This window comes from Pantoea deleyi, from assembly GCF_022647325.1.
Classification (GTDB): Bacteria; Pseudomonadota; Gammaproteobacteria; order Enterobacterales; family Enterobacteriaceae; genus Pantoea; species Pantoea deleyi.
Genome location: NZ_CP071405.1, coordinates 2,719,008 through 2,740,023 on the forward strand (window position 1 = coordinate 2,719,008; position 21,016 = coordinate 2,740,023).

Consider the following 21,016-nt stretch of genomic DNA (forward strand, 5'->3'; position numbering starts at 1 on the left):
TTCGGCAGGGAAACTTTTTCCCTGCTTTTTTCCATTGCAACCTATCTGGAGTGACACCATGGAGTTTGACTGGAGCGTCATCTGGCCCGCCATGCCAGCGCTGCTTGAAGGCGCCAAACTGACCTTAATTATCTCAATCATTGGCCTGATTGGTGGACTGATCATCGGACTGATCGCCGGTTTTGCCCGCGCTTATGGTGGCTGGATTGCCAATAATATCGCCCTGGTCTTTATCGAAATTATCCGCGGTACCCCTATCGTGGTGCAGGTGATGTTCATCTACTTTGCGCTGCCGATGGCGTTCCCCGACCTGCGTATCGACCCGTTCACCGCGGCCGTGGTGACCATCATGATTAACTCCGGCGCCTATATTGCCGAAATTACCCGTGGTGCGGTGCTGTCGATCAATAAGGGCTTCCGTGAGGCCGGACTGGCGCTGGGCCTGTCGGGCCGCGAAACGCTGCGCTACGTGATTATGCCGCTGGCGCTGCGCCGTATGCTGCCGCCGCTGGGCAACCAGTGGATTGTCAGCATCAAAGATACGTCGCTGTTTATCGTTATCGGTGTGGCTGAACTGACGCGTCAGGGTCAGGAGATCATTGCCGGCAACTTCCGCGCGCTGGAAATCTGGAGCGCCGTGGCGATTATCTATCTGGTGATTACGCTGGTGCTGAGCTTTGTGCTGCGCCGCATTGAGAAAAGGGTGAAAATCCTGTGATTGAATTTAAAAACGTTTCCAAGCACTTTGGCCAGACCCAGGTGCTGCACAATATCGATCTGAAGATTAACCAGGGCGAAGTGGTGGTGATTATCGGCCCATCCGGTTCCGGTAAATCGACCCTGCTGCGCTGCATCAACAAGCTGGAAGAGATCACCAGCGGCGACCTGATTGTTGATGACCTGCACGTTAACGATCCGAAAGTGGACGATCGCCTGATCCGTCAGGAAGCGGGCATGGTATTCCAGCAGTTTCACCTGTTCCCTCAGATGAGCGCCCTGGATAACGTCGCGTTTGGTCCGATTCGGGTGCGCGGCGCCAGCAAAGAGGCGGCACGCCAGCTGGCCCGTGAGCTGCTGGGCAAAGTCGGCCTGGCCGAGCGGGCGCATCACTTCCCGTCTGAACTCTCTGGCGGCCAGCAGCAGCGTGTGGCGATCGCCCGCGCGCTGGCGGTGAAGCCGAAGATGATGCTGTTCGATGAGCCAACCTCTGCGCTGGACCCGGAACTGCGTCATGAAGTGCTGAAGGTGATGCAGGATCTGGCGGAAGAAGGCATGACGATGGTGATTGTGACGCACGAAGTGGGCTTTGCACAGAAAGTGGCCTCGCGTCTGATCTTCATCGACAAAGGACGGATTGCGGAAGATGGCGATCCTGACAGCCTGATCAGTCACCCGCCCAGCGAGCGTCTGCGCGAATTTCTGCAGCACGTCTCCTGATCAAAAACGGGCCGCTAAGCGGCCCGTTTTGTTGAGTGGCGACATTTGCCTGACGCGGCGGTTAGACCCTGCCTGCTCCAGGCTGCACCGGGTTTCCCGTGCGACTCAGCAGTTTGCTGCGCGCGGCAGCGGGCATAAAACTCCACGCCAGGAAGCGGCTCTGCTTCTGCCCCTGCGCCATGTTCACCACCCGCACGTCAGCGACATCAAGCGCCTGCAGCTGTTTTTCCAGCGCCGGTAAGTTCTCTTTGCGCGACACCAGCGAGGTAAACCAGCCGATCTGGCGACCCAGCGCGACGCTTTCGGCAATCATCTTACCGATAAACGCCTTTTCGCCACCGGGATACCACAGCTCATTATGCTGACCACCAAAGTTCAGCGGCGCGCTCTTATCCAGACCGAGATTGCGCACCTTACGCTGTGTACCCATCGCCGCCTCCTCGGCCGACGCATGGAACGGCGGGTTAGACATCACCGCGCTGAAAAACTCATTCTTGCTGACCACGCCGGCCAGAATGGCGTCGCTGTTTTTCTGCCGGCGCAAGCGGATCTGACGCGTCAGACGCGGATTGGCCGCCACAATGCGGTTTGCGGCTTTGATGGCGGCCTCATCAATATCAGTGCCGGTGAAGCGCCAGCCATATTCCGCCGCGCCAATCAGCGGATAGATGCAGTTGGCCCCGCAGCCGATATCCAGTACGTCTGCCGCCGGGATCGTCCCGTTGTTATCCAGCGCCAGCAGATCGGCGAGATAGTGCAGATAGTCGGCACGTCCCGGCACCGGTGGACAGAGCGAACCGGGCGCGAGCTGCCAGTCGATGTCGTAAAACAGCTTAATCAGTGCCTGGTTCAGCAGCATCACCGCGTCCGGATCCGCAAAATCCACGGACTGCACGCCGTAACCGTTGGGCCGCACTTTCGCCGCCAGCGGCGGATGAACAGCGGTTAACGCGGCAAAATCGTATTCGCCCTGATGGCGATTGCGGGCGTGGAAAGGCGACGTGCTGGCTGACTTTTTCATACGTTCTCTCAGTTATTCAGGCGCGCGTACAATACGCTGTAGGCGGCGGAAAATAAACCCGCACCATCCGCTAACCGCTTTCTGTTTTCGTAGGCGATGCTGTCGGGCTAAGATAAATAAAATCATCTGCCGGAGACGTTATGACCACCAAGCGCTATTCCTATCAACCCCGTGCCGGTCACGGTCTGCCGCACGATCCCCTGAACGCGATCATCGGCCCACGGCCCATAGGCTGGATCAGTTCGGTCAGCGCCAGCGGCCAGCGCAATCTGGCCCCTTACAGCTTCTTCAACTGCTTTAATTATCAGCCGCCGATCATCGGCTTCGCCAGCAGCGGCTGGAAAGATAGCGTCCGTAATATCGCAGAGACGAAAGAGTTCGTCTGGAATCTGGCGACCCGCTCGCTGGCCGCGGCGATGAATGAAACTTCAGCGTCGCTGCCTGCCGATCAGGATGAGTTTGCCTTTGCCGGTTTGACGCCGCTGGCGGCTTCTCAGGTCGCTGCCAGCCTGGTGGCGGAAAGCCCGGTTAACTTCGAGTGCCGCCTGACACAGCTGATTCAGCTACAGGATGCCAGCGGCAACCCGATCGACAGCTGGCTGGTGCTGGGTGAAGCGGTAGCGATCCACATCGATGAGTCGCTGCTGGAAGCGGGGATCTATCAGACGGCCAGAGCCGAGCCGGTTCTGCGCGCGGGCGGCCCCAGCGCCTATTACGGCATCAGCGAGGCGCAGCGCTTTGATCTGGTCCGTCCGGACGCACGCCCTAAGTAATCCTTACCCCACAAGCGCATCGGCCCGGTGCGCTTTTATCTGCGCCACGGCACGGGCGATATCAGGCGCCAGCCAGCGATCCTGCTGCCAGGGTTCGACCACCTGCCGAATCAGCTGCCAGGCGCGCCGCGTGCCGGTCGCCAGCTGTGATTCACCATGGAACTCCAGCGCCTGCGCCGCCAGCAGGTACTCAATCGCGATGATGTGATCGACATTGCCGACCAGCTTCAGCAGTTTCAGCGCGGCCCCGGTGCCCAGGCTCAGATGATCCTCCTGCAATCCTGACGTGACATAGTTATCGAGCACGGCAGGCTGCGCGAGCTGACGGTTTTCTGCACAGAGCGCAGCGGCCACGTACTGCGCAATCATCATGCCGGAGTTCACGCCCGGCTCGGCCACCAGAAAGGGGGGCAGACCACTGACCAGCGGATTGACCAGCCGATCCAGCCGCCGCTCGGCAATACTCCCCAGCTCCGCCAGCGCTATCGCCAGCAGGTCGCAGGCCATCGCCACCGATTCGCCATGCGGATGTGACTGCGACACCACCCGCCAGGCCGCTGTGGTGCCCAGAATCAGCGGATTATCGGTGCAGGCGTTCAGTTCGGTTTCCACCTGACGGGCGGCGTGATCAAACTGATCGCGGCAGGCACCGTGAACCTGCGGCATTGACCGCAGACTCATCGCATCCTGCGTCCGGATGCCGACGCTGGCCTCCAGCAGCGGGCTGTCACTGAGTAACTGACGCAGGCGCTCGCCGCTGCGCTGAATCCCCGGGCTGGCCTTGAGCGCCAGCACCTCCGGGTCAAACGCCACCCGCTGCCCCCGCAGCGCTTCGAAACTCATGGCGCCGGTCACATCCGCCCAGTCCAGCAGCCGTCCGGCATCGTCCAGCGCCAGGCAGGCCAGGCCGGTCATGCAGGGTGTGCCGTTGACCAGGCTCAGCCCCTCTTTAGCCCCCGGTCGATAAGGGGTTAATCCCGCCTGGGCCAGCGCCTGCTCCGCCGGCATGATTTCACCCTGCCACTCCACCTCGCCGACGCCGATCAGCGCCAGGCCGATATGGGCCATATGAGTCAGATAGCCTACCGATCCCTGCGACGGTACCTGAGGGGTAATGTGCAGATTCAGCAGTGCCAGCAACTGCTCTACCAGGGCGACGGATACACCCGATCTGCCGTGACTGTAGTTGGCAATGGCGGCGCAGAGAATCGCACGCACCTCCGCTTTCTTCAGCACCGGCCCGACCCCGCAGGCATGACTCAGCAGGGTATTGCGCGACAGCTGGCTCAGTTCATCTTCAGAGAGAGTGATGTTACACAACGCCCCTAACCCGGTATTGATGCCGTAGGCCACCTGCCCTGCCGCCACGATATTGCCGACGATTTCGCGGCTCTGCGCGATGCGCTGCCAGGCGCTGTCGCTCAGCATCAGGGGCGCATCGTGGCGGGCGACCTGCACCAGGGCCCGCCACGTCAGCGGGCCATCGCCCCAGACCGTCATCTGTCTCATCACGTCGCTCATACCACCGGCTCCACCTGATGATGACTGGAGATAAACTGCTTAAAGCGCGCCGAACCCGCCTCGCCGAACATGGCCTCTGGCGTGCCCTGACAGTCAATGGTGCCCTGATGCATAAAGACCACCCGGTTAGAAACGTTGCGGGCAAACCCCATCTCATGGGTCACCACCAGCATGGTGCGTCCCTCTTCCGCCAGGCTGCGCATCACCTTCAGCACCTCACCCACCAGCTCCGGGTCCAGTGCCGATGTCGGTTCGTCAAACAGCATTACCTCCGGGTCCATCGCCAGCGCGCGGGCGATCGCCACCCGCTGCTGCTGACCGCCCGAGAGCTGAGCAGGATAAAAGTCTTTGCGGCTGAGCAGGCCAACCCGATCCAGCAACTGTTCCGCCTGGGCGATGCAGGTTTTTTTATCGCGCTTCAGCACGTAATGCGGTCCCTCTATCACGTTTTGCAGCACGGTCAGATGCGACCAGAGATTAAAGCTCTGAAACACCATCCCGAGCCGCGAACGCAGCCGCTCGATCTGACGCGGGTTTGCCGCCAGCTGATGCCCGCGCGCATGACGCTTCATCTCTATGGTTTCACCACCCACGCTGACGACGCCGGAATCGGGCGTCTCCAGCAGGTTAATACAGCGCAGCAGCGTACTTTTACCCGAGCCGCTGGCACCGAGAATTGAGATGACATCGCCCCGGTGCGCCTGGAGCGAGATGCCCTTCAGCACCTCCAGCGCGCCAAAGGATTTATGGATATCGCGAGCCGACAGCGTGACGGGTTGCAGTTCAGACATTTTTCTCTCCTCCGGTAATCGGCTTAGCGGTCAGTAACGGCTTTTTTTCCGGTTTGTGCACCGGCGTCAGACGCCGCTCCAGCAGGGCGTAGAGTTGAACAATGATGAAGTTGAGGATCAGGTAGATCGCCGCCGCACAGAGAAACACCTCCATGGTGCGGTAAGTCCGCTGAATAATCTGCTGCGCCACGCCAGTGACATCCCACACCGTGACCAGGCTGGCCAGCGCGGTCGATTTCACCAGCAGAATCGCCTCGGTGGAGTACGCGGGCAGCGCATAGCGCAGCATTACCGGCGCGATGATCCGTCTCAGCAACAAGCCGCGCGACATCCCGCACGCCATGCCCGCCTCCACCTGACCGGGCGGCACCGCCAGCAGTGCGCCACGCAGGATCTCCGCCGTGTAGGCGGCAGTACAGAGCGACAGCGCCAGCACCGCGCAGATAAAAGGCTCACGCAGAAACGGCCAGAAAAGACTGTGACGGATGACGCCAAACTGCCCCAGACCGTAGTAGATCAGAAACAGCTGAATCATCAGCGGCGAGCCACGAAACACCAGAATGTAGCCGCGGGCAAACGCACTCAACAGCCGCCAGCGGCTCATGCGCAGCGCCAGGATCCCCACCGCCAGCACGCCCCCGCAGAGAAAGGCGCTGATGAACAGACCGAGCGTGACCGGCAGCGCCGCGCTGAGTTTAAGGAAGGTATCAGTGAGGAACGCGAAATCGATCATAAGTCTCCTTAATGCTGTGCGGCAGTGCGGCTTTGCCAGGCCCGTCCCAGACGGGATTCGGCCCGCAGGAAGGCGCGGTTCGACAGCAGCGTCAGCAGCAGATAACAGGCACCGCCCACAAGGTAAAAAGAGAAGTAATCGCGGGTTGAACCGGCTGCAATCTGGCTGGCCCGCATCAGTTCGACAATGCCGGTGACGGACACCAGCGCCGAATCTTTCAGGCTCATCTGCCAGACGTTCGACAGGCCCGGCAGGGCATAGCGCGCCACCTGCGGCAGCAGGATGCGTTGCCGGATGCGCCAGCGCGGCATACCGATCGCCACAGCGGCTTCGATCTCCCCTTTCGCCAGCGCCAGCCGGGCGGCGCGATAGACTTCCGCCTGATAAGAGCCGGAGATCAGTCCGATCGCCAGCGCGCCGATCAGAAACGGCGGCGCTTCGATAAAGCCGTCCGCGCCAAACAGCTGTCCGATCTGCGTGATCACTCCCGATCCGCCGAAGTAGAACAGATAGATCACCAGCAGTTCAGGAATGCCACGAAAGATGACCGAGTAGCTTTCCCCCAGCCAGCGCACCGCGCGATGCGGCGATAACCTGGCGGCGGCCACGCCCGATCCCACTACCGCGCCGACCAGCAGGGCGGTAAACGACAGCAGCAACGTGGTCAGCGTGGCACTCAGAATCAACCGTCCCCAGCCCTCCGGGCCAAAACTCAGCAGGCTTATCATCAGTTACCTCACTCAGGGTGTGACGTCAGTTTTGAACCACTTCTCACTCAGCTTTTTCACGGTGCCGTCGGCCAGTGCCGCTTTGATGGCCTGATCCAGCCGGGCTTTCAGATCGTTGTCTGCCATGCGTACCCCCATCGCCTCACCCTCACCCCAGACCGGTCCGCCCAGCTGTGGACCACTGAAACTGAGGTTACGGTTATCCGGTCGCGCCAGCATCGACTGCGCGAAGGTGACATCGTCGAAGACCGCATCGATACGTCCCGCCTGCAGATCGAGGATCGCATCCGCTGAGCTGGTGTATTCACGCACATCCGCCACCTCTTTGAAGTACCTGTCGATAAACGGCGTGTAGACCGTGCCAGAGGCGATTCCGATGGTTTTCCCCTTCAGCGCCGCCTTCAGCGGGGCGATGGCAGGCTCTATGGTTTTTTCATCGTCGGTAAGTTTGATGATCTGGCTGTCCGCGGGCAGCAGTGACCCTTTGACCGTAATAAAAGTGGCGGGCGTGGAGGCGTAAGGCACGGTGAAATTCACCACTTTTTTGCGATCGGGGGTGATGACGATCGCATCCATAATCACATCATATTTTCCGGCATTCAGTCCGGCGATCATGCCATCCCAGTTCTGCACCACCAGCTTGCACTGTATCGCCATGCGCTGGCAGAGATCCGCCATCAGCTCTGGTTCGAAACCGCCCAGCTTGCCGCCCGGCAGAGTGAGGTTCCAGGGTTCATAACTGCCTTCAGTGGCAATGGTGATCGACTTCCACTCTTTAGCGTGGGCGCCGACGCCGCAGAGCAGCAGAGTGGAAACCAGCGTAGTGAGACAAAAACGACGAAGAGTCAGCGGGTGCATCATGGGGTTCTCCTGAAGTAGCGGCCTGGTGATCGCCCTGTCGATATTTAACATAAATTTCACAGGATGATATGTCATGTATATACAAGCTAATGACGCGCACTTCATCGCCGGCATTATCGTTTTGTGAGCCAGACGGGATTTATGATTCGGGTAAAGGCGCTGATTAACTTGTACATACAACCAAGCAAAGGTTGTGCCAGCTCTGATAAGGCACCGAAAGCGGGAGGAAGGCCGGGTGCAGACAGGTGATAAGCCCCTGTCTGCACCCGGTCAGGGCAGCGCTGCACCGGGGTGGCGCAACGCCGGTTTACTGTGGTTTTGCCTGTGCCAGCATGGCGTGGATCAGCGCCTTCAGCACTTTCTGCAGTTCGCCAGCCCGTGCCTGCTGCCAGGCGTAAGGCGGCGTCTCATCCATGTAGTTAAGCTGTGCCAGTTCCAGCTGCACGGCGTCGACCTGCTGCTGCGGCTGACCGTAAGCGCGGGTGATATACCCGCCTTTAAAGCGTCCGTTGATTACCCAGCTGTAGGCCTGCTGACCTGCGCACACCGCCTCAATGGCGGCGCTCATGGCGGGCGTGCAGCTGGCACCGTCGTTGGTGCCGATGTTGAGGTCGGGCAGCCGGCCCTCAAACAGGCGCGGAATTTCGCTGGCGATGGAGTGCGCGTCAAACAGCAGCGCATAGCCGTGCTGCGCCTTTAGCCGCGCCAGCTCCTGCTGAATCTGCTGATGGTAAGGCTGCCAGATCCCGTCGATGTAGCCCTGCCGCGTGGTGGCATCCGGCGTTTTGCCTGGCGCAAAGGTCGGCGTGCCGTCGAACAGCGTCTCCGGAAACAGGCCGGTGGTGGCGCTGCTGTAGAGCGGCTGGTTGTCGGGTGGCCGGTTGAGATCGACCACAAAACGGGAGTAATGACCGATTAACACGCTGGCTCCCAGATCGCGGACAAAATCATAGAGCAGCGGAATATGCCAGTCGGTATCGGGTAAGCCGCGTGCGGCCTCACTTAATCCGGCCTCCACCTCTGGCGTCAGACGGGTTCCGGCATGCGGGATACTGACCAGCAGCGGCAGCGTGCCCTGGGTAAAATCAAAGGGGTTCATTGCGGTTCTCCACGATAGATAACGGTACAGGGCAGTTCACCGCCCAGCCAGTAAACCAGCTCCGCCGGACGGGCCAGCGGCCAGTGAACAAAGTTCGCCACTTTGCCCGTCTCCAGCGAGCCGTGACTGTCAGCCAGCCCCAGCGCCTTTGCGCCCCACAGGGTCACGCCCGCCAGCGCCTCCTCCGGCGTCATGCCAAACAGGGTGCAGCCCATGTTCAGCATCAGGCGCAGCGACAGCGCAGGTGAGGTGCCGGGGTTGGCATCGCTGGCCAGCGCCATCGGCACGCCGTGGCGCCGGAAGAGATCGACCGGCGGACGCTGCGTCTCGCGCAGCAGATAAAAGGCACCGGGCAGCAGTACCGCGACTGTGCCATGCTGCGCCATCGCCCGGGCATCCTCTTCGGTGGCATATTCAAGATGGTCCGCCGAGAGCGCGCCATAGCGGGCCGCCAGCGCCGCCCCGCCCAGCGCCGAGAGCTGTTCAGCATGAAGCTTCACCGGCATCCCCAGCGCCACTGCCCGATCAAACACCCGCGCCACCTGCTGCGGCGAAAAAGCGAGGTGCTCGCAGAACGCATCTACCGCGTCCGCCAGCCCCAGCGCCTGGACGCGCGGCAGCAGCCTCTCACAGATAATATCGACCCAGCCCTCCGGATCCTCTCTGAACTCCGGCGGAAAGGCGTGGGCCGCCAGACAGGTGGCCCGGACATCGGCGGGCACGCGCTCCCCGAGCTGGCGAATTGCCCGCAGCATCCGCAGTTCGCTCTCCTCATCCAGCCCATAACCGGACTTGATCTCCACGGTGGTGACCCCTTCCGCCAGCAGGCGATCGAGCCGCCAGCGGGCCGATGCCACCAGCGCCTCTTCGGTGGCGGCGCGGGTGGCGCGCACGGTCGAGAGGATGCCGCCGCCCTGCGCGGCGATCTCCGCATAGCTGACGCCATTCAGGCGCTGCTCAAACTCCTGGCTGCGGTCACCGCCAAAGACCAGGTGAGTGTGGCAATCCACCAGCCCCGGCGTCACGATGCCGCCCGGCAGACGATGGTGCCGCTCGGCGACGAAGGCGGGCATCTCCGCCTCCGGCCCGACCCACACCAGCCTGCCCGCCCGCACCGCCAGCGCCCCCGCCGGTATCAGATGGTACTTCCCGTCACGCATGGTAACCAGGTCGGCCCCGGTCCACACCGTCTCTACGTGCATCTCATTTCCCATCGCGCTCTCCCGCCTCCGCCGTTTACAGGCTGCCTCAAAGTATGTATATGTATATACAACCACATCCAGTGAGGATCAACCATGGCGACTTTTTTTGCTCCCCGCGCTCTGCTGGCGACGGGATGGCAGCAGCAGGTGCGGATCACGGTCAGCGAGACCGGTTTTATCGACGCGATTACGCCGGACAGCCACGCGGATCAGGCGGTCCGGCTCGACGGCGAGGTGATCCCGGCGATCGCCAACCTGCACTCTCACGCCTTCCAGCGCGCCATGGCGGGCCTCGCGGAAGTCGCGGGCGATCCGCAGGACAGTTTCTGGACCTGGCGGGATCGGATGTACCGCATGGTAGAGCGCCTGACGCCAGCGCAGGTGGGGGACATCGCCGCCCTGCTCTACATCGAGATGCTGAAAGGCGGTTACACCCAGGTGGCCGAGTTTCACTATCTGCATCACGACCCTGAGGGTGCGCCTTACAGCGACGACAGGATGCTGCAACAGCTGATCGACGCAGCAGCGATCGCCGGAATCGGCCAGACGCTGCTGCCGGTGCTCTACAGCTACAGCGGTTTTGGCAGCCAGCCCGCCACGGCCGGCCAGAAACGCTTTATTCAGCAGACCGACCGCTATCTGGAACAGCAGGCGCGGCTGGAGAGATGGCAGCAGCAGCGGCCGCTGCTGAATCGCGGCCTCTGTTTCCATTCGCTGCGGGCGGTGAGCGAAAGCCAGATGCGGGAAGTGCTGGCGGCCAGCGACCCGACGCTGCCGGTGCATATACATGTGGCCGAGCAGCAGAAAGAGGTCAACGATTCGCTGGCGTGGAGCGGCGAGCGTCCGGTCGCCTGGCTGCTGAACCGCTTTGCGGTGGATGCGCGCTGGTGCCTGATCCACGCCACCCATCTGGATGAGGATGAACGCACCCGCCTCGCCCGCAGCGGCGCGGTGGCGGGTCTCTGTCCGACCACCGAAGCCAACCTCGGTGACGGCATCTTTCCGGCGGTGGAGTATATCGCGCAGGGCGGACGCTGGGGCATCGGCTCCGACAGCCACGTCTCGCTGAGTGCGCAGGAGGAGCTGCGCTGGCTGGAGTATGCTCAGCGGCTGCGCGACCAGCGCCGTAACCGGATTACCCTGCCCGACCAGCCATCGGTAGGTGATCTGCTGTGGCAGCAGGCGGCCGCAGGCGGTGCGCAGGCGTGCGGGATCCGGCAGGGCACGCTGGCGGTGGGACAGCGCGCCGACTGGCTGGTGCTGCGGGATGAGGCCTGGCTCGGCAGCGTGGATTCCCCGGTGCTGCTGAACCGCTGGCTCTTCGCCGGGCAGCGCGACCAGATTCGGGATGTCTATGTCGCGGGCAAGGCGGTGATCAAAGAGGGGGTTCATCCGCAGCAGGCGGCATGTGCGGCGCGCTTTGCTCAGGCAATGGCGGTGCTGCGATGATCGCCCGCTTCGCCTATCCGGCGCTGAAGGTCAGCCGCTGGCGTAACGGCGGCGGCGAGACCCGCGAAATCGTTACTTTTCCGCCAGGTGAGGAACGCTTCGGCTGGCGCGCCAGCATCGCCACCCTCGCGCAGGATGGCCCCTTCTCCGCCTTTCCGGGCATCGATCGGGTCATTACCCTGCTGCACGGCGACCCGGTGTTACTGACCGCACCCGATGTGCAGCAGCTGCTGCTCCCTCACCAGCCCTGGGCGTTTGCCGGTGAACTGGCTTTAACGGCTCAGCTGCAGGGCGGCGTCAGCGAAGATTTTAATATCATGACGCGGCGGGATGCGTGGCAGGCCAGCGTGGAGGTGGTCACCACCTCCGTACACAGTCTCCACGGGGTCGCCTGGGTGCTGGCTGGCAGATGGCAGACGGCGGACGGGGAAAAACTGTCTGCGCAGCAGGGCGTGTGGTGGGTGGATGAAGAGACCCGCCTCAGCCCGTGCGAAGCGGATGCCAGACTGCTGTTTACCCGCCTCAGCCGTGTCCTCTGAAGCGCCCCAGCAGCTTATAGCGTGAGCCGGGATAAAGCAGCCGCGCGTAGGTCACGATGCGGGTGTCGCTCCAGGTCTGACGCCGGATCAGCAGGCAGGGTTCGTGCTCATCCAGCGACAGATGTTTACGCTGACGCGCATCGGGCAGCACGGCTTCAACAATGTGCTCACCCGCGGTCAGCGGTGCAACCCGCATCAGATAGGTATAAGGGGTCATCTGCTGATAATCCTGCGTCAGGTAGTCGGGCGCGACGAGTGGATTGACCAGCCGATCCTCCAGCTGCACCGGCAGCTCGTTTTCATAGTGCACAATCAGCGAGTGATAGAGCATCTGCCCGGTGGTCATGCCCAGCACGGCGGCCTGCTCAGGATCGGCTTTGGTCTGGCCGATAGCGAGAATTTTACAGCTGTGCTGGTGACCACGCTGGGCGATCTCATCGGCGATATTGTGCACCTCCAGCATCGCGGTATACCCCTTCATCTCCGCCACAAAGGTTCCCACGCCCTGCATCCGCACCAGAAAGCCTTCGCTGGTGAGTTCCCGCAGCGCCCGGTTAATGGTCATCCGGCTGACGCCCAGCTCATTGACCAGTTCGCTCTCTGACGGCACGCGCTGATTCGCCTTCCATAATCCTTCGCGGATCTGACTGATAATCGCCTGCTTGACCCGCTGATAGATCGGCGCGGGTTCGTCGCTCATCGCCGCCGCCAGTTGTGCCAGTGCCGTGTGCTCAACCATGTGCTGTTCCTTATGCTGATAATACGGTCAGTTTACTGTCTCATAGCATGAATGTATATACATCCAGTAGCGGGCGCTGTGCCTTTTCAGGGCAGCCTCTGCATCCTTATCGTGCAGCGCCAGCAAGGCGATCCTCCCTTTCCCCGCCGCTGCCGGGCGATCCATTTTTGTGATCGGTCTGGCATGCCTCTTGCTTCATCCGTTTAATTGTATAGACAAGCATAGACAGGAATGACGGCTTATGATTCACTCGCATTATCCCGCTGGTCAGGGCAAGGAGAGCAGCTCAGCCACGCCAGCACACACGTACAGACAGGAGCAGACTATGTCAGGTTCGTTTCAGGCATTACGCCTGGTGCCAGGCGAGGTGGATCTCGCCACATTACGCGCTATCTATCAGGGTCAGGTCACGCTGACACTCGATGAGGGCGCGCGTCAGGCGATTGCCGCAGCCCAGCAGACCGTAGATACGATTGTTGCCTCCGGCAACGTGGTGTATGGCATCAACACGGGGTTTGGCAAACTGGCACAGACGCAGATCCCGGCCAGCCGGCTGGCGGATCTGCAGCGTAATCTGGTGCTGTCACACAGCGTCGGCTTGGGCGACCTGCTGCCCGACAATGTCACCCGACTGGTGGTGGCGACCAAAATTATCAGCCTGGCGCGCGGCCACTCTGGCGTGCGCATCGACCTGGTCGAGGCGCTGCTGGCGCTGTTTAACGCGGGTGTGATGCCCTGCATCCCGGAGAAGGGATCGGTGGGCGCGTCCGGCGATCTGGCACCGCTGGCGCACATGTCGCTGATGCTGCTGGGGGAAGGTCAGGTCCGCCACAATGGCGAACTGATCCCGGCAACCCAGGGGCTGGCCAGCGTCGGGCTGTCGCCGTTTGTGCTCGGTCCGAAAGAGGGACTGGCCCTGCTCAACGGCACCCAGGTCTCGACCGCGCTGGCGCTGCGCGGCCTGTTTGAGGGCGAGAATCTGTTTGCCGCCGGTCTGATGGCCGGTGCCCTGTCGCTGGAAGCGATTAAAGGTTCGCTGAAACCGTTCGACGCCCGCATCCATCAGGCGCGCGGTCAGCAGGGGCAGATTGCCGTGGCGGCGGCGGTCAGCGCCCTGATCGAAGGCAGCGAGATCCTCTCTTCACATACCCATTGCGGCCGGGTTCAGGATCCCTACTCCATCCGCTGCGTGCCGCAGGTGATGGGTGCCTGCCTGGACAATATATGCCACGCGGCGCGGATCCTGGAAATTGAGGCCAACGCCGCCTCTGACAATCCCCTGGTCTTCAGCGACAGCGGCGATGTGATCTCCGGCGGCAACTTCCATGCCGAGCCGGTGGCCTTTGCCGCGGATATCCTGGCGCTGGCAATTGCTGAAGTAGGCGCCATCTCTGAGCGGCGACTGGCGCTGCTGCTGGACAGCGGCCTGTCAGGCCTGCCGCCCTTCCTGGTGCGGGATGGCGGCGTCAACTCCGGCTTTATGATCGCGCAGGTGACCGCCGCCGCGCTGGCCTCGGAAAACAAATCGCTGGCGCATCCCGGCAGCGTCGACAGCCTGCCCACCTCCGCGAACCAGGAGGACCACGTTTCGATGGCCACCTACGCCGCGCGCCGTCTCGGCAGCATGTGCTTCAACAGTGCGGCGGTTGTCGGCATCGAGGCGATGGCCGCCGCACAGGGCATTGAATTTAACCGGCCGCTGCAAAGCTCCTCGCTGATCGAGCAGGCGCTGGCCACCCTCCGCGAGCAGGTCGCCTTTCTGGAGGCGGACCGCCTGATGGCACCTGATATTGAGGCCATGCGTCAGTGGGCAAGCCGCGCTGACTGGCCTCAGGCACTGACCGCGCTGCTGCCGAGCATGCGCACGACTTCTTAATTAAAGGAATCTTTCATGAGCGAAACCCTTTCTCAGGCTGTAGCGCGCGAGATTCGTGCGCCGCACGGCACCACGCTGCACTGCGCCAACTGGCTGATCGAAGCGGCTTACCGCATGATTCAGAACAACCTCGATCCCGACGTCGCCGAGCGGCCGGAAGATCTGGTGGTTTATGGCGGCATCGGTAAGGCCGCGCGTAACCAGGCCTGTTTCGAACAGATCCTGCGCTCGCTGCAGGTTCTGCAGCCCGATGAGACGCTGCTGATCCAGAGCGGCAAGCCGGTCGGCATCTTCCGCACCCATGCGGATGCCCCGCGCGTGCTGCTGGCCAACTCTAACCTGGTGCCCCACTGGGCAACCTGGGATCACTTCCACGAACTCGATAAAGCGGGCCTGATGATGTATGGCCAGATGACGGCCGGCTCCTGGATCTACATTGGCGCGCAGGGCATCGTGCAGGGCACCTATGAAACCTTCGTCGAGGCGGGACGTCAGCACTACAACAACGACCTCAGCGGACGCTGGATCCTCACCGCCGGACTGGGCGGCATGGGTGGCGCGCAGCCGCTGGCGGGCGTGCTGGCCGGGGCCTGTGTGCTGGCGATCGAATGTCAGGAGTCGCGCATCGATTTCCGCCTGCGAACCCGCTATGTCGACTACAAGGCCACGACGCTGGACGAGGCGCTGGCGATGATCGGCGAGGCGACCGCGGCGAAGAAAGCCATCTCGGTCGGCCTGCTGGGGAACGCGGCGGAGATCCTGCCGGAGCTGGTAAAACGCGCGCAGGCGGGCGGGCCGAAGCCGGACATCGTGACCGACCAGACCTCGGCGCACGACCCGATCAACGGCTATCTGCCGATTGGCTGGGATCTGGCGCGCTGGCAGCAGGAGCGCGTTTCTCAGCCGAAAGCGGTTGAGAAGGCGGCGCGCGCCTCAATGGCGGTCCACGTTCAGGCGATGCTCGACTTCTGTCATATGGGCATCCCGACCGTGGATTACGGCAACAACATCCGTCAGGTGGCGCTGGATGAGGGTGTCAGCAACGCCTTCGATTTCCCGGGCTTCGTTCCGGCCTATATCCGTCCGCTGTTCTGTGAAGGCAAAGGTCCTTTCCGCTGGGTGGCGCTGTCGGGCGACCCGGAAGATATCTATAAGACCGATGCGAAACTCAAAGAGCTGTTCCCGCACCATAAAACGCTGCATCGCTGGCTCGATATGGCGCAGGAGCGCATCGCATTCCAGGGGCTGCCTGCCCGTATCTGCTGGCTGGGGCTGGGCGAGCGGCATCTGGCCGGTCTGGCCTTCAACAAAATGGTGCGCAACGGCGAACTTAAAGCGCCGGTGGTGATTGGCCGCGATCATCTCGACTGTGGTTCCGTCGCCTCACCGAACCGCGAAACCGAGGCGATGAAAGATGGCTCGGATGCGGTCTCTGACTGGCCGCTGCTGAATGCGCTGCTGAACACCGCTGGCGGCGCGACCTGGGTCAGCCTGCATCATGGCGGCGGGGTTGGCATGGGCTTCTCGCAGCATTCCGGCGTGGTCATCGTCTGTGACGGCAGCAAAGAGGCGGATGCGCGTCTGGGCCGCGTGCTGTGGAACGACCCGGCTACCGGGGTGATGCGTCACGCCGATGCCGGCTATGAGCTGGCGCAGCAGTGCGCGTCAGAGCATGGCCTGAACCTGCCGATGCTGAAATAGCTGTTTACGGGGTAAGCAGCCGCTTACCCCGCTTCTGATCCCCGTCGCCGTTTCGCCCGCCTCTGACATCGCTTTCTTATTACTTATTCCATTTTGGTTTAGCCTATAGCCCGATTTCATCCCGACGGCGATAGACGCCGCGCCACCCGATCTCTAAAGTGAAATCTTCTCATTCTGTATGGAGCGCGACTCTGCATGACCCTTTCCCCTGCCCTGCTTGAAGATGCCCTGCGCTGGCGCCGTGATTTTCATCGCCAGCCTGAACTCGGTTACCAGGAACATGGCACCAGCCAGTTTATTGCAGAAGAGCTGGCGCGGGCCGGATTGCAGGTGTTTCGTGGGCTGGCGGGCACCGGGGTGATCGGCACGCTGGAAAACGGCCCCGGCCCGGTGATCGGGCTGCGTGCGGATATGGATGCGCTGCCGATTACGGAAAAAGGGGACGCCGAATGGCGCTCCGCGACGCCGGGCGTGATGCACGCCTGCGGACACGACGGCCACAGCGCGATTCTGCTGGCCGCCGCCCGGCAGCTGGCCGCCACGCGCCGCTTCAGCGGCACGGTGCATTTCATCTTTCAGCCCGCCGAAGAGAATCTGGGCGGCGCACGCAAAATGGTGGAAGAGGGTTTGTTTCAGCACTTCCCGATGGATGCCATCTATGCGATGCACAACTGGCCGGGGCTGCCGCTGGGGTCGCTGGCGGTTAATCCTGGTGCGATGATGGCGTCGCTGGATTCCTTTGAGATTACCCTGCACGGCAAAAGCTGCCACGCGGCGATGCCGGAGAGCGGAGCCGATCCGATGGTGGTGGCGGCGGAACTGATTCTGGCATTGCAGACCATCCCGTCGCGCCGCCTGTCGCCGCTCGCCTCGGCGGTGGTCAGCGTGACGCAGATCCACGGTGGCGAAGCGATTAACGTGATCCCGGAACAGATTGTGCTGCGCGGCACGGTGCGCTGTCTGCAGACCAGCGTACGGGAAAAGGTGCGCGGGCTGATTGATGAGTTCGTGGGGACCCTGCCGCGCCCGTTTGGCGTCAGTGGTGACATTCACTGGCTGCCGGGCTACCCGGTTACCGCCAACCATGTCGCCCCGGCTGAACAGGTGCGCGACGTGGCGCTGGCGACGCTGGGCGCGGAGCAGGTTCACTGGCAGGTGAATCCGTCGATGGCGTCCGAAGATTTCGCCTGCATGATGGAAGCCTGTCCCGGTGCCTACTTCTGGCTGGGTGCGGATGGTGACACGCCCTCCGCACCGCTGCACAACGCCCGCTATGACTTCAACGATGCGCTGCTGCCGATCGGCATCCGCTTCTGGCAGAACCTGGTCGAGCAGGCGCTGCCTGTCGCCTGATTCAGTAACCGGCGGCGCGAATCCGCTGCTCTGCCGCGTCCAGCGAGTCACACTCACCGCTGGCGCGCAGACAGCAGGCAAGCTGCAGTCTCAGCGACGCAGGCACCGGACGCTGCTGGTTCAGCACCTCTTCGATCCAGCGCGCGGTCACCGCCGCCGATTTATCGGCCGGCAGCTCCACGGCCACCTCCGGCTGACGCTCCACCCACACTTCCGCTTCCGCGCCTGCGCCCTGGATCATGCTGATGGCCGGGCAGCGCAGCGGATTAGCATAGACTTCCCCTTCGGTGCCGTTAAGTAACAGCGCGGGGGCATCAATGTCGCTGAAGAATTTCGCCACGCGCGGCACATATTCCGGATGCGAGACGCTCGACAGACGCAGCGCCGCACGCTCCGCAAACGGGGTCGCCAGTTTTGCCAGCGTATGCGCACTGTTGCGCACCCCCATCCGCCAGCGCAGCGAGAGCTGTTTCGCCATCGGCGGGCAGAGGTGATCGATGGTGATAAAGGCCAGCCCCTGCTCCAGTTTTGCCTGCGCCGCCTCCGCCGTCGTCACCGGGGCGATCCCCAGCGCCGCAAATACCGCTTCGCTGGTGATGCGCGTCGCGTCGTCGCTGACGCCGTGCACCAGCACCGGGAACCCGAGTTTCGCCAGCAGCAGCGCCAGCAGCGGCGTCAGGTTGCCCTGCCGGCGCGCGCCGTTGTAGCTGGGAATGACAATCGGCATCGGCCGGTTTTCCGGCGCCCGCAGCGACATCATCTTCGCCTGCATCGCCTGGTAAAAGCCGCGCATCTCCGCTTCGCCCTCACCTTTGATGCGCAGCGCAATCAGGATAGCGCCCAGCTCCAGGTCCGGCACCTCGCCCGCCAGCATCGCGCTGTAGAGCGCCACAGCGGTATCAGCGTCGATATCGCGGGCATGATTTTTGCCGCGACCTACCTCTTTAATGATTTTATTCAGTTCCATCTTTCGCTTCCGGTTAAGTGCGCTCAGCGCCGCGTGGGACGTCGTTTACGCACGGTATTTTTTGGCACCACGCTGGCCGGTATGGCTGCCGGCTCCGGGGTGGCGGGCTGCTCAATCGGAAAGACCGGCAGCGCGGCTAACAACCGGCTGCCGTAGGGTTTGCTCAGCAACCGGCGGTCATAAATCACGATCTCGCCGTAGCATTGATGGCTGCGGATCAGGCGTCCGACCTGCTGGATCAGGGTAAATGAGGCGCTGGGTAAGCTCTGCACCTCAAACGGATAGCGCTTCAGGCTCTTCAGCCACTCACCTTCGGTCAAAATTACCGGACTGTCTACCGGCGGAAAAGCGATTTTATGGATGTGCACCTGACTCAGCAGATCCCCTTTCAGATCGAGCCCTTCCGCAAAGGACTGCAGGCCAATCAGGATGCTGGTTTCCCCCCTGGTGACGCGCTGACGGTGCAGATCCACCAGGCGGCTGCGCGGCTGATCGCCCTGCACCAGCATCGAGAGCCGCAGATCGGTCAGACAGGCGACAAACTGCTGCATTGCCCGGTTGCTGGCAAACAGCACCAGCACCCCTTTGTGCTTTTTCTCAGCCATCTGCTGGCGGAAGAAGGCGGCCATCTCGGCGATATGCTCGGCTTCATGGCTCATCAGCGGCTCATAGCGCATCTGCGGGATCACCAGCTTGCCCTGCCCGACGTGATTAAACGGGGAGTCCAGCGCCACAAAGCGGTCGCCCGCCTTTTCGCTGAGGCCCGACATCTCCTGCAACCGATTAAAACTGTTGAGTGATCGCAGTGTGGCGGACGTCACCACAACGTGTGCGATTTTGCGCCACAGCATCTTCTCCAGCTGGTCGCTGACGCGGATACCGGCGCAGTGAAACAGCAGATGCGCCTGACCTTCGCGCAGTTCGCGGGTGATCCATTTCGACACCGGTGCACCGGAGGCTTTCTCCATCGACGCCAGCCGCCAGAGCTTGCTGACGGATTCGAACCAGCCAAACTGACGGTTGAGCTGCAGCAGATTGCGATGCAGCCGCACCACATCCACCTTGCCCGTCTGTTCGCTCAGTGCGTTGATCAGCCCTTCGCTCAGACCACGCAGTGCGTCGCTGAGTTTGAACAGCCGGGCACAGAGATCGAGCAGCTCCTGCGGCAGCGCGCCCAGCACGAAGCGGAACTCCCCCGGCTGGTTATGCGGCGGCAGTAGCGGGTTCAGCGCCTGAGCGGTGATCGTCATCAGTTCGCGCAGCTCGTCGCAGTGGGCTTTCAGCCGCTCCGGGTTAGCCAGCGGCGGAGGGGATTTAGGCCGCATCTGGGTCATGATGCTCTCCACCAGCTTCACAAAGAGGTCGAGCTGCAGGCTGCTCCAGCCGGGGGTGATATCGGCGCTCATCTCCAGCGCATCGCGGGCCACTTCGGGCAGATGGTGCCCTTCATCCAGCACCAGCATCAGATTTTTAGCGGGCGGCAGCACCGACTCATTTTCCATCGCCGCCATCACCAGCGCATGGTTCGCCACCACCACATCCACCTGCTCGATCTCACGGCGCGCCACGAAAAACGGGCATTCGCGATACCAGCGGCAGTGGGCACCGAGGCAGCTCGCTTTGTCGGTCGAGAGCCGCTGCCACAGGCTGTCGCTGACGTTTTCGTCGCTGTGGTCGCGCAGGCCATCCCACTGATAGCGATCCAGCGCTTTCTGCAGCCGGCCGCACTGGGTCTGCTCCTCTTTGGTGCTGCTGACGGCGTCATCGTCCAGCCAGAGCAGCAGATCGCCCTGCTGGTCCTCATCCGCCGCCAGCGCGGCCAGATTGCGCGGACAAACGTAGCGCCGGCGACCAAAGGCAGCGGTAAAGGTCAGGTCGGGAATGATTTTTTTCAGCAGCGGCAGATCTTTGGTGAAGATCTGATCCTGCAGCGCCACGTTGGCGGTGCTGATGACCAGCTGCTTCTCCTGAGCGCGGCTGGCCGCAATGCCGGGAATCAGATAAGAGAGGGTTTTTCCCACGCCGGTCGGCGCTTCAACCGCCAGATGGCGCGCGTCGTCGCCTGACAGACATTTTGCCACTTCGGCGATCATCTGCCGCTGCGGCGCGCGCGGAATGAAGTCAGGCACCTGCTGCTGAAGCGCTTTATACCACTCCGCTATCTGGCTTTTTATTGCGGCTGTCAGGGCCATGATTAGCGTTACCACACCGGAAAAAATGGCCTGT

General features: G+C 62.2%; 19 protein-coding genes. 8 read left to right on the forward strand and 11 right to left on the reverse strand.

Annotation, left to right across the window (positions count from 1 at the left end; translation table 11 throughout):
- Window positions 1-58 precede the first annotated feature (58 nt).
- Window positions 59-718, forward strand: a complete 660-nt coding sequence (glnP, locus tag J1C59_RS12815) for a glutamine ABC transporter permease GlnP (RefSeq protein ID WP_111140568.1) — start codon at window positions 59-61, stop codon at window positions 716-718.
- The gene (gene glnQ / locus J1C59_RS12820; RefSeq protein WP_128085857.1) at window positions 715-1,437 is read left to right on the forward strand and encodes a glutamine ABC transporter ATP-binding protein GlnQ; all 723 of its coding nucleotides are present in this window, start codon (window positions 715-717) and stop codon (window positions 1,435-1,437) included. Before glnP ends, glnQ begins: the two co-directional genes overlap by 4 nt.
- 61 nt (window positions 1,438-1,498) lie before the next feature.
- Here glnQ and rlmF read toward each other — a convergent pair whose 3' ends face one another.
- Window positions 1,499-2,458, reverse strand: coding sequence for a 23S rRNA (adenine(1618)-N(6))-methyltransferase RlmF (rlmF, locus tag J1C59_RS12825; RefSeq protein WP_128085856.1), 960 nt, complete (start codon window positions 2,456-2,458; stop codon window positions 1,499-1,501).
- Between the two features lie 140 nt (window positions 2,459-2,598).
- Between rlmF and J1C59_RS12830 the strand changes: the two genes are divergently transcribed.
- Entirely contained in the window at window positions 2,599-3,231 is a 633-nt protein-coding gene (locus J1C59_RS12830; RefSeq protein WP_128085855.1) for a flavin reductase family protein, read from the forward strand.
- A 3-nt stretch (window positions 3,232-3,234) separates the two neighbouring features.
- Here J1C59_RS12830 and hutH (J1C59_RS12835) read toward each other — a convergent pair whose 3' ends face one another.
- The 7 genes from hutH (J1C59_RS12835) to hutI form a co-directional block, all read right to left on the reverse strand.
- Complete coding sequence (gene hutH / locus J1C59_RS12835; protein WP_128085866.1) at window positions 3,235-4,740, reverse strand: histidine ammonia-lyase; 1,506 nt, start codon at window positions 4,738-4,740, stop codon at window positions 3,235-3,237.
- 8 nt (window positions 4,741-4,748) lie between these two features.
- The gene (locus J1C59_RS12840) at window positions 4,749-5,543 is read right to left on the reverse strand and encodes an ABC transporter ATP-binding protein (RefSeq protein ID WP_128085854.1); all 795 of its coding nucleotides are present in this window, start codon (window positions 5,541-5,543) and stop codon (window positions 4,749-4,751) included.
- Window positions 5,536-6,276: an ABC transporter permease gene (locus tag J1C59_RS12845; RefSeq protein WP_128085853.1), complete on the reverse strand. Its 741-nt coding sequence runs from the start codon at window positions 6,274-6,276 to the stop codon at window positions 5,536-5,538. Before J1C59_RS12845 ends, J1C59_RS12840 begins: the two co-directional genes overlap by 8 nt.
- A gap of 8 nt (window positions 6,277-6,284) precedes the next feature.
- Window positions 6,285-7,004, reverse strand: a complete 720-nt coding sequence (locus J1C59_RS12850; protein WP_140917162.1) for an ABC transporter permease — start codon at window positions 7,002-7,004, stop codon at window positions 6,285-6,287.
- Between the two features lie 12 nt (window positions 7,005-7,016).
- Window positions 7,017-7,865, reverse strand: a complete 849-nt coding sequence (locus J1C59_RS12855; RefSeq protein WP_128085852.1) for a transporter substrate-binding domain-containing protein — start codon at window positions 7,863-7,865, stop codon at window positions 7,017-7,019.
- A gap of 307 nt (window positions 7,866-8,172) precedes the next feature.
- Window positions 8,173-8,964, reverse strand: coding sequence for an N-formylglutamate deformylase (gene hutG / locus J1C59_RS12860; protein ID WP_128085851.1), 792 nt, complete (start codon window positions 8,962-8,964; stop codon window positions 8,173-8,175).
- Complete coding sequence (hutI, locus tag J1C59_RS12865; protein WP_140917161.1) at window positions 8,961-10,178, reverse strand: imidazolonepropionase; 1,218 nt, start codon at window positions 10,176-10,178, stop codon at window positions 8,961-8,963. Before hutI ends, hutG begins: the two co-directional genes overlap by 4 nt.
- Window positions 10,179-10,259: 81 nt before the next feature.
- Between hutI and J1C59_RS12870 the strand changes: the two genes are divergently transcribed.
- Window positions 10,260-11,615 carry a formimidoylglutamate deiminase gene (locus tag J1C59_RS12870; RefSeq protein WP_140917160.1) on the forward strand — a complete coding sequence of 452 codons (1,356 nt, stop codon included), beginning with the start codon at window positions 10,260-10,262 and terminating at the stop codon, window positions 11,613-11,615.
- A complete protein-coding gene (locus J1C59_RS12875) occupies window positions 11,612-12,154 on the forward strand; it encodes a HutD/Ves family protein (RefSeq protein ID WP_128086767.1) in 543 nt (180 codons plus the stop codon). Before J1C59_RS12870 ends, J1C59_RS12875 begins: the two co-directional genes overlap by 4 nt.
- Here the strand turns inward: J1C59_RS12875 and hutC are convergent.
- On the reverse strand, window positions 12,138-12,893 hold the full coding sequence (gene hutC, locus J1C59_RS12880; protein WP_128086764.1) for a histidine utilization repressor: 756 nt from the start codon (window positions 12,891-12,893) through the stop codon (window positions 12,138-12,140). The two genes, J1C59_RS12875 and hutC, sit on opposite strands and share 17 nt — an antisense overlap.
- Before the next feature lie 325 nt (window positions 12,894-13,218).
- On the opposite strand from hutC, the gene hutH (J1C59_RS12885) reads away from it, so the two are divergent.
- The 3 genes from hutH (J1C59_RS12885) to J1C59_RS12895 all read left to right on the forward strand — a co-directional run bounded on the left by hutH (J1C59_RS12885) (window position 13,219) and on the right by J1C59_RS12895 (window position 17,823).
- Window positions 13,219-14,769 carry a histidine ammonia-lyase gene (gene hutH, locus J1C59_RS12885; RefSeq protein ID WP_128086765.1) on the forward strand — a complete coding sequence of 517 codons (1,551 nt, stop codon included), beginning with the start codon at window positions 13,219-13,221 and terminating at the stop codon, window positions 14,767-14,769.
- A gap of 15 nt (window positions 14,770-14,784) precedes the next feature.
- Complete coding sequence (hutU, locus tag J1C59_RS12890; protein WP_128086766.1) at window positions 14,785-16,470, forward strand: urocanate hydratase; 1,686 nt, start codon at window positions 14,785-14,787, stop codon at window positions 16,468-16,470.
- Window positions 16,471-16,665: 195 nt separating this feature from the next.
- Window positions 16,666-17,823, forward strand: a complete 1,158-nt coding sequence (locus J1C59_RS12895; protein ID WP_140917159.1) for a M20 aminoacylase family protein — start codon at window positions 16,666-16,668, stop codon at window positions 17,821-17,823.
- A gap of 1 nt (window position 17,824) precedes the next feature.
- On the opposite strand, the gene ybiB is transcribed toward J1C59_RS12895, so the two are convergent.
- Together ybiB and dinG are read right to left on the reverse strand one after the other, a co-directional pair.
- Window positions 17,825-18,790 carry a DNA-binding protein YbiB gene (gene ybiB, locus J1C59_RS12900; protein WP_128086664.1) on the reverse strand — a complete coding sequence of 322 codons (966 nt, stop codon included), beginning with the start codon at window positions 18,788-18,790 and terminating at the stop codon, window positions 17,825-17,827.
- Window positions 18,791-18,813: 23 nt separating this feature from the next.
- Window positions 18,814-20,982, reverse strand: coding sequence for an ATP-dependent DNA helicase DinG (gene dinG, locus J1C59_RS12905; RefSeq protein ID WP_128086665.1), 2,169 nt, complete (start codon window positions 20,980-20,982; stop codon window positions 18,814-18,816).
- Window positions 20,983-21,016: the final 34 nt, after the last annotated feature.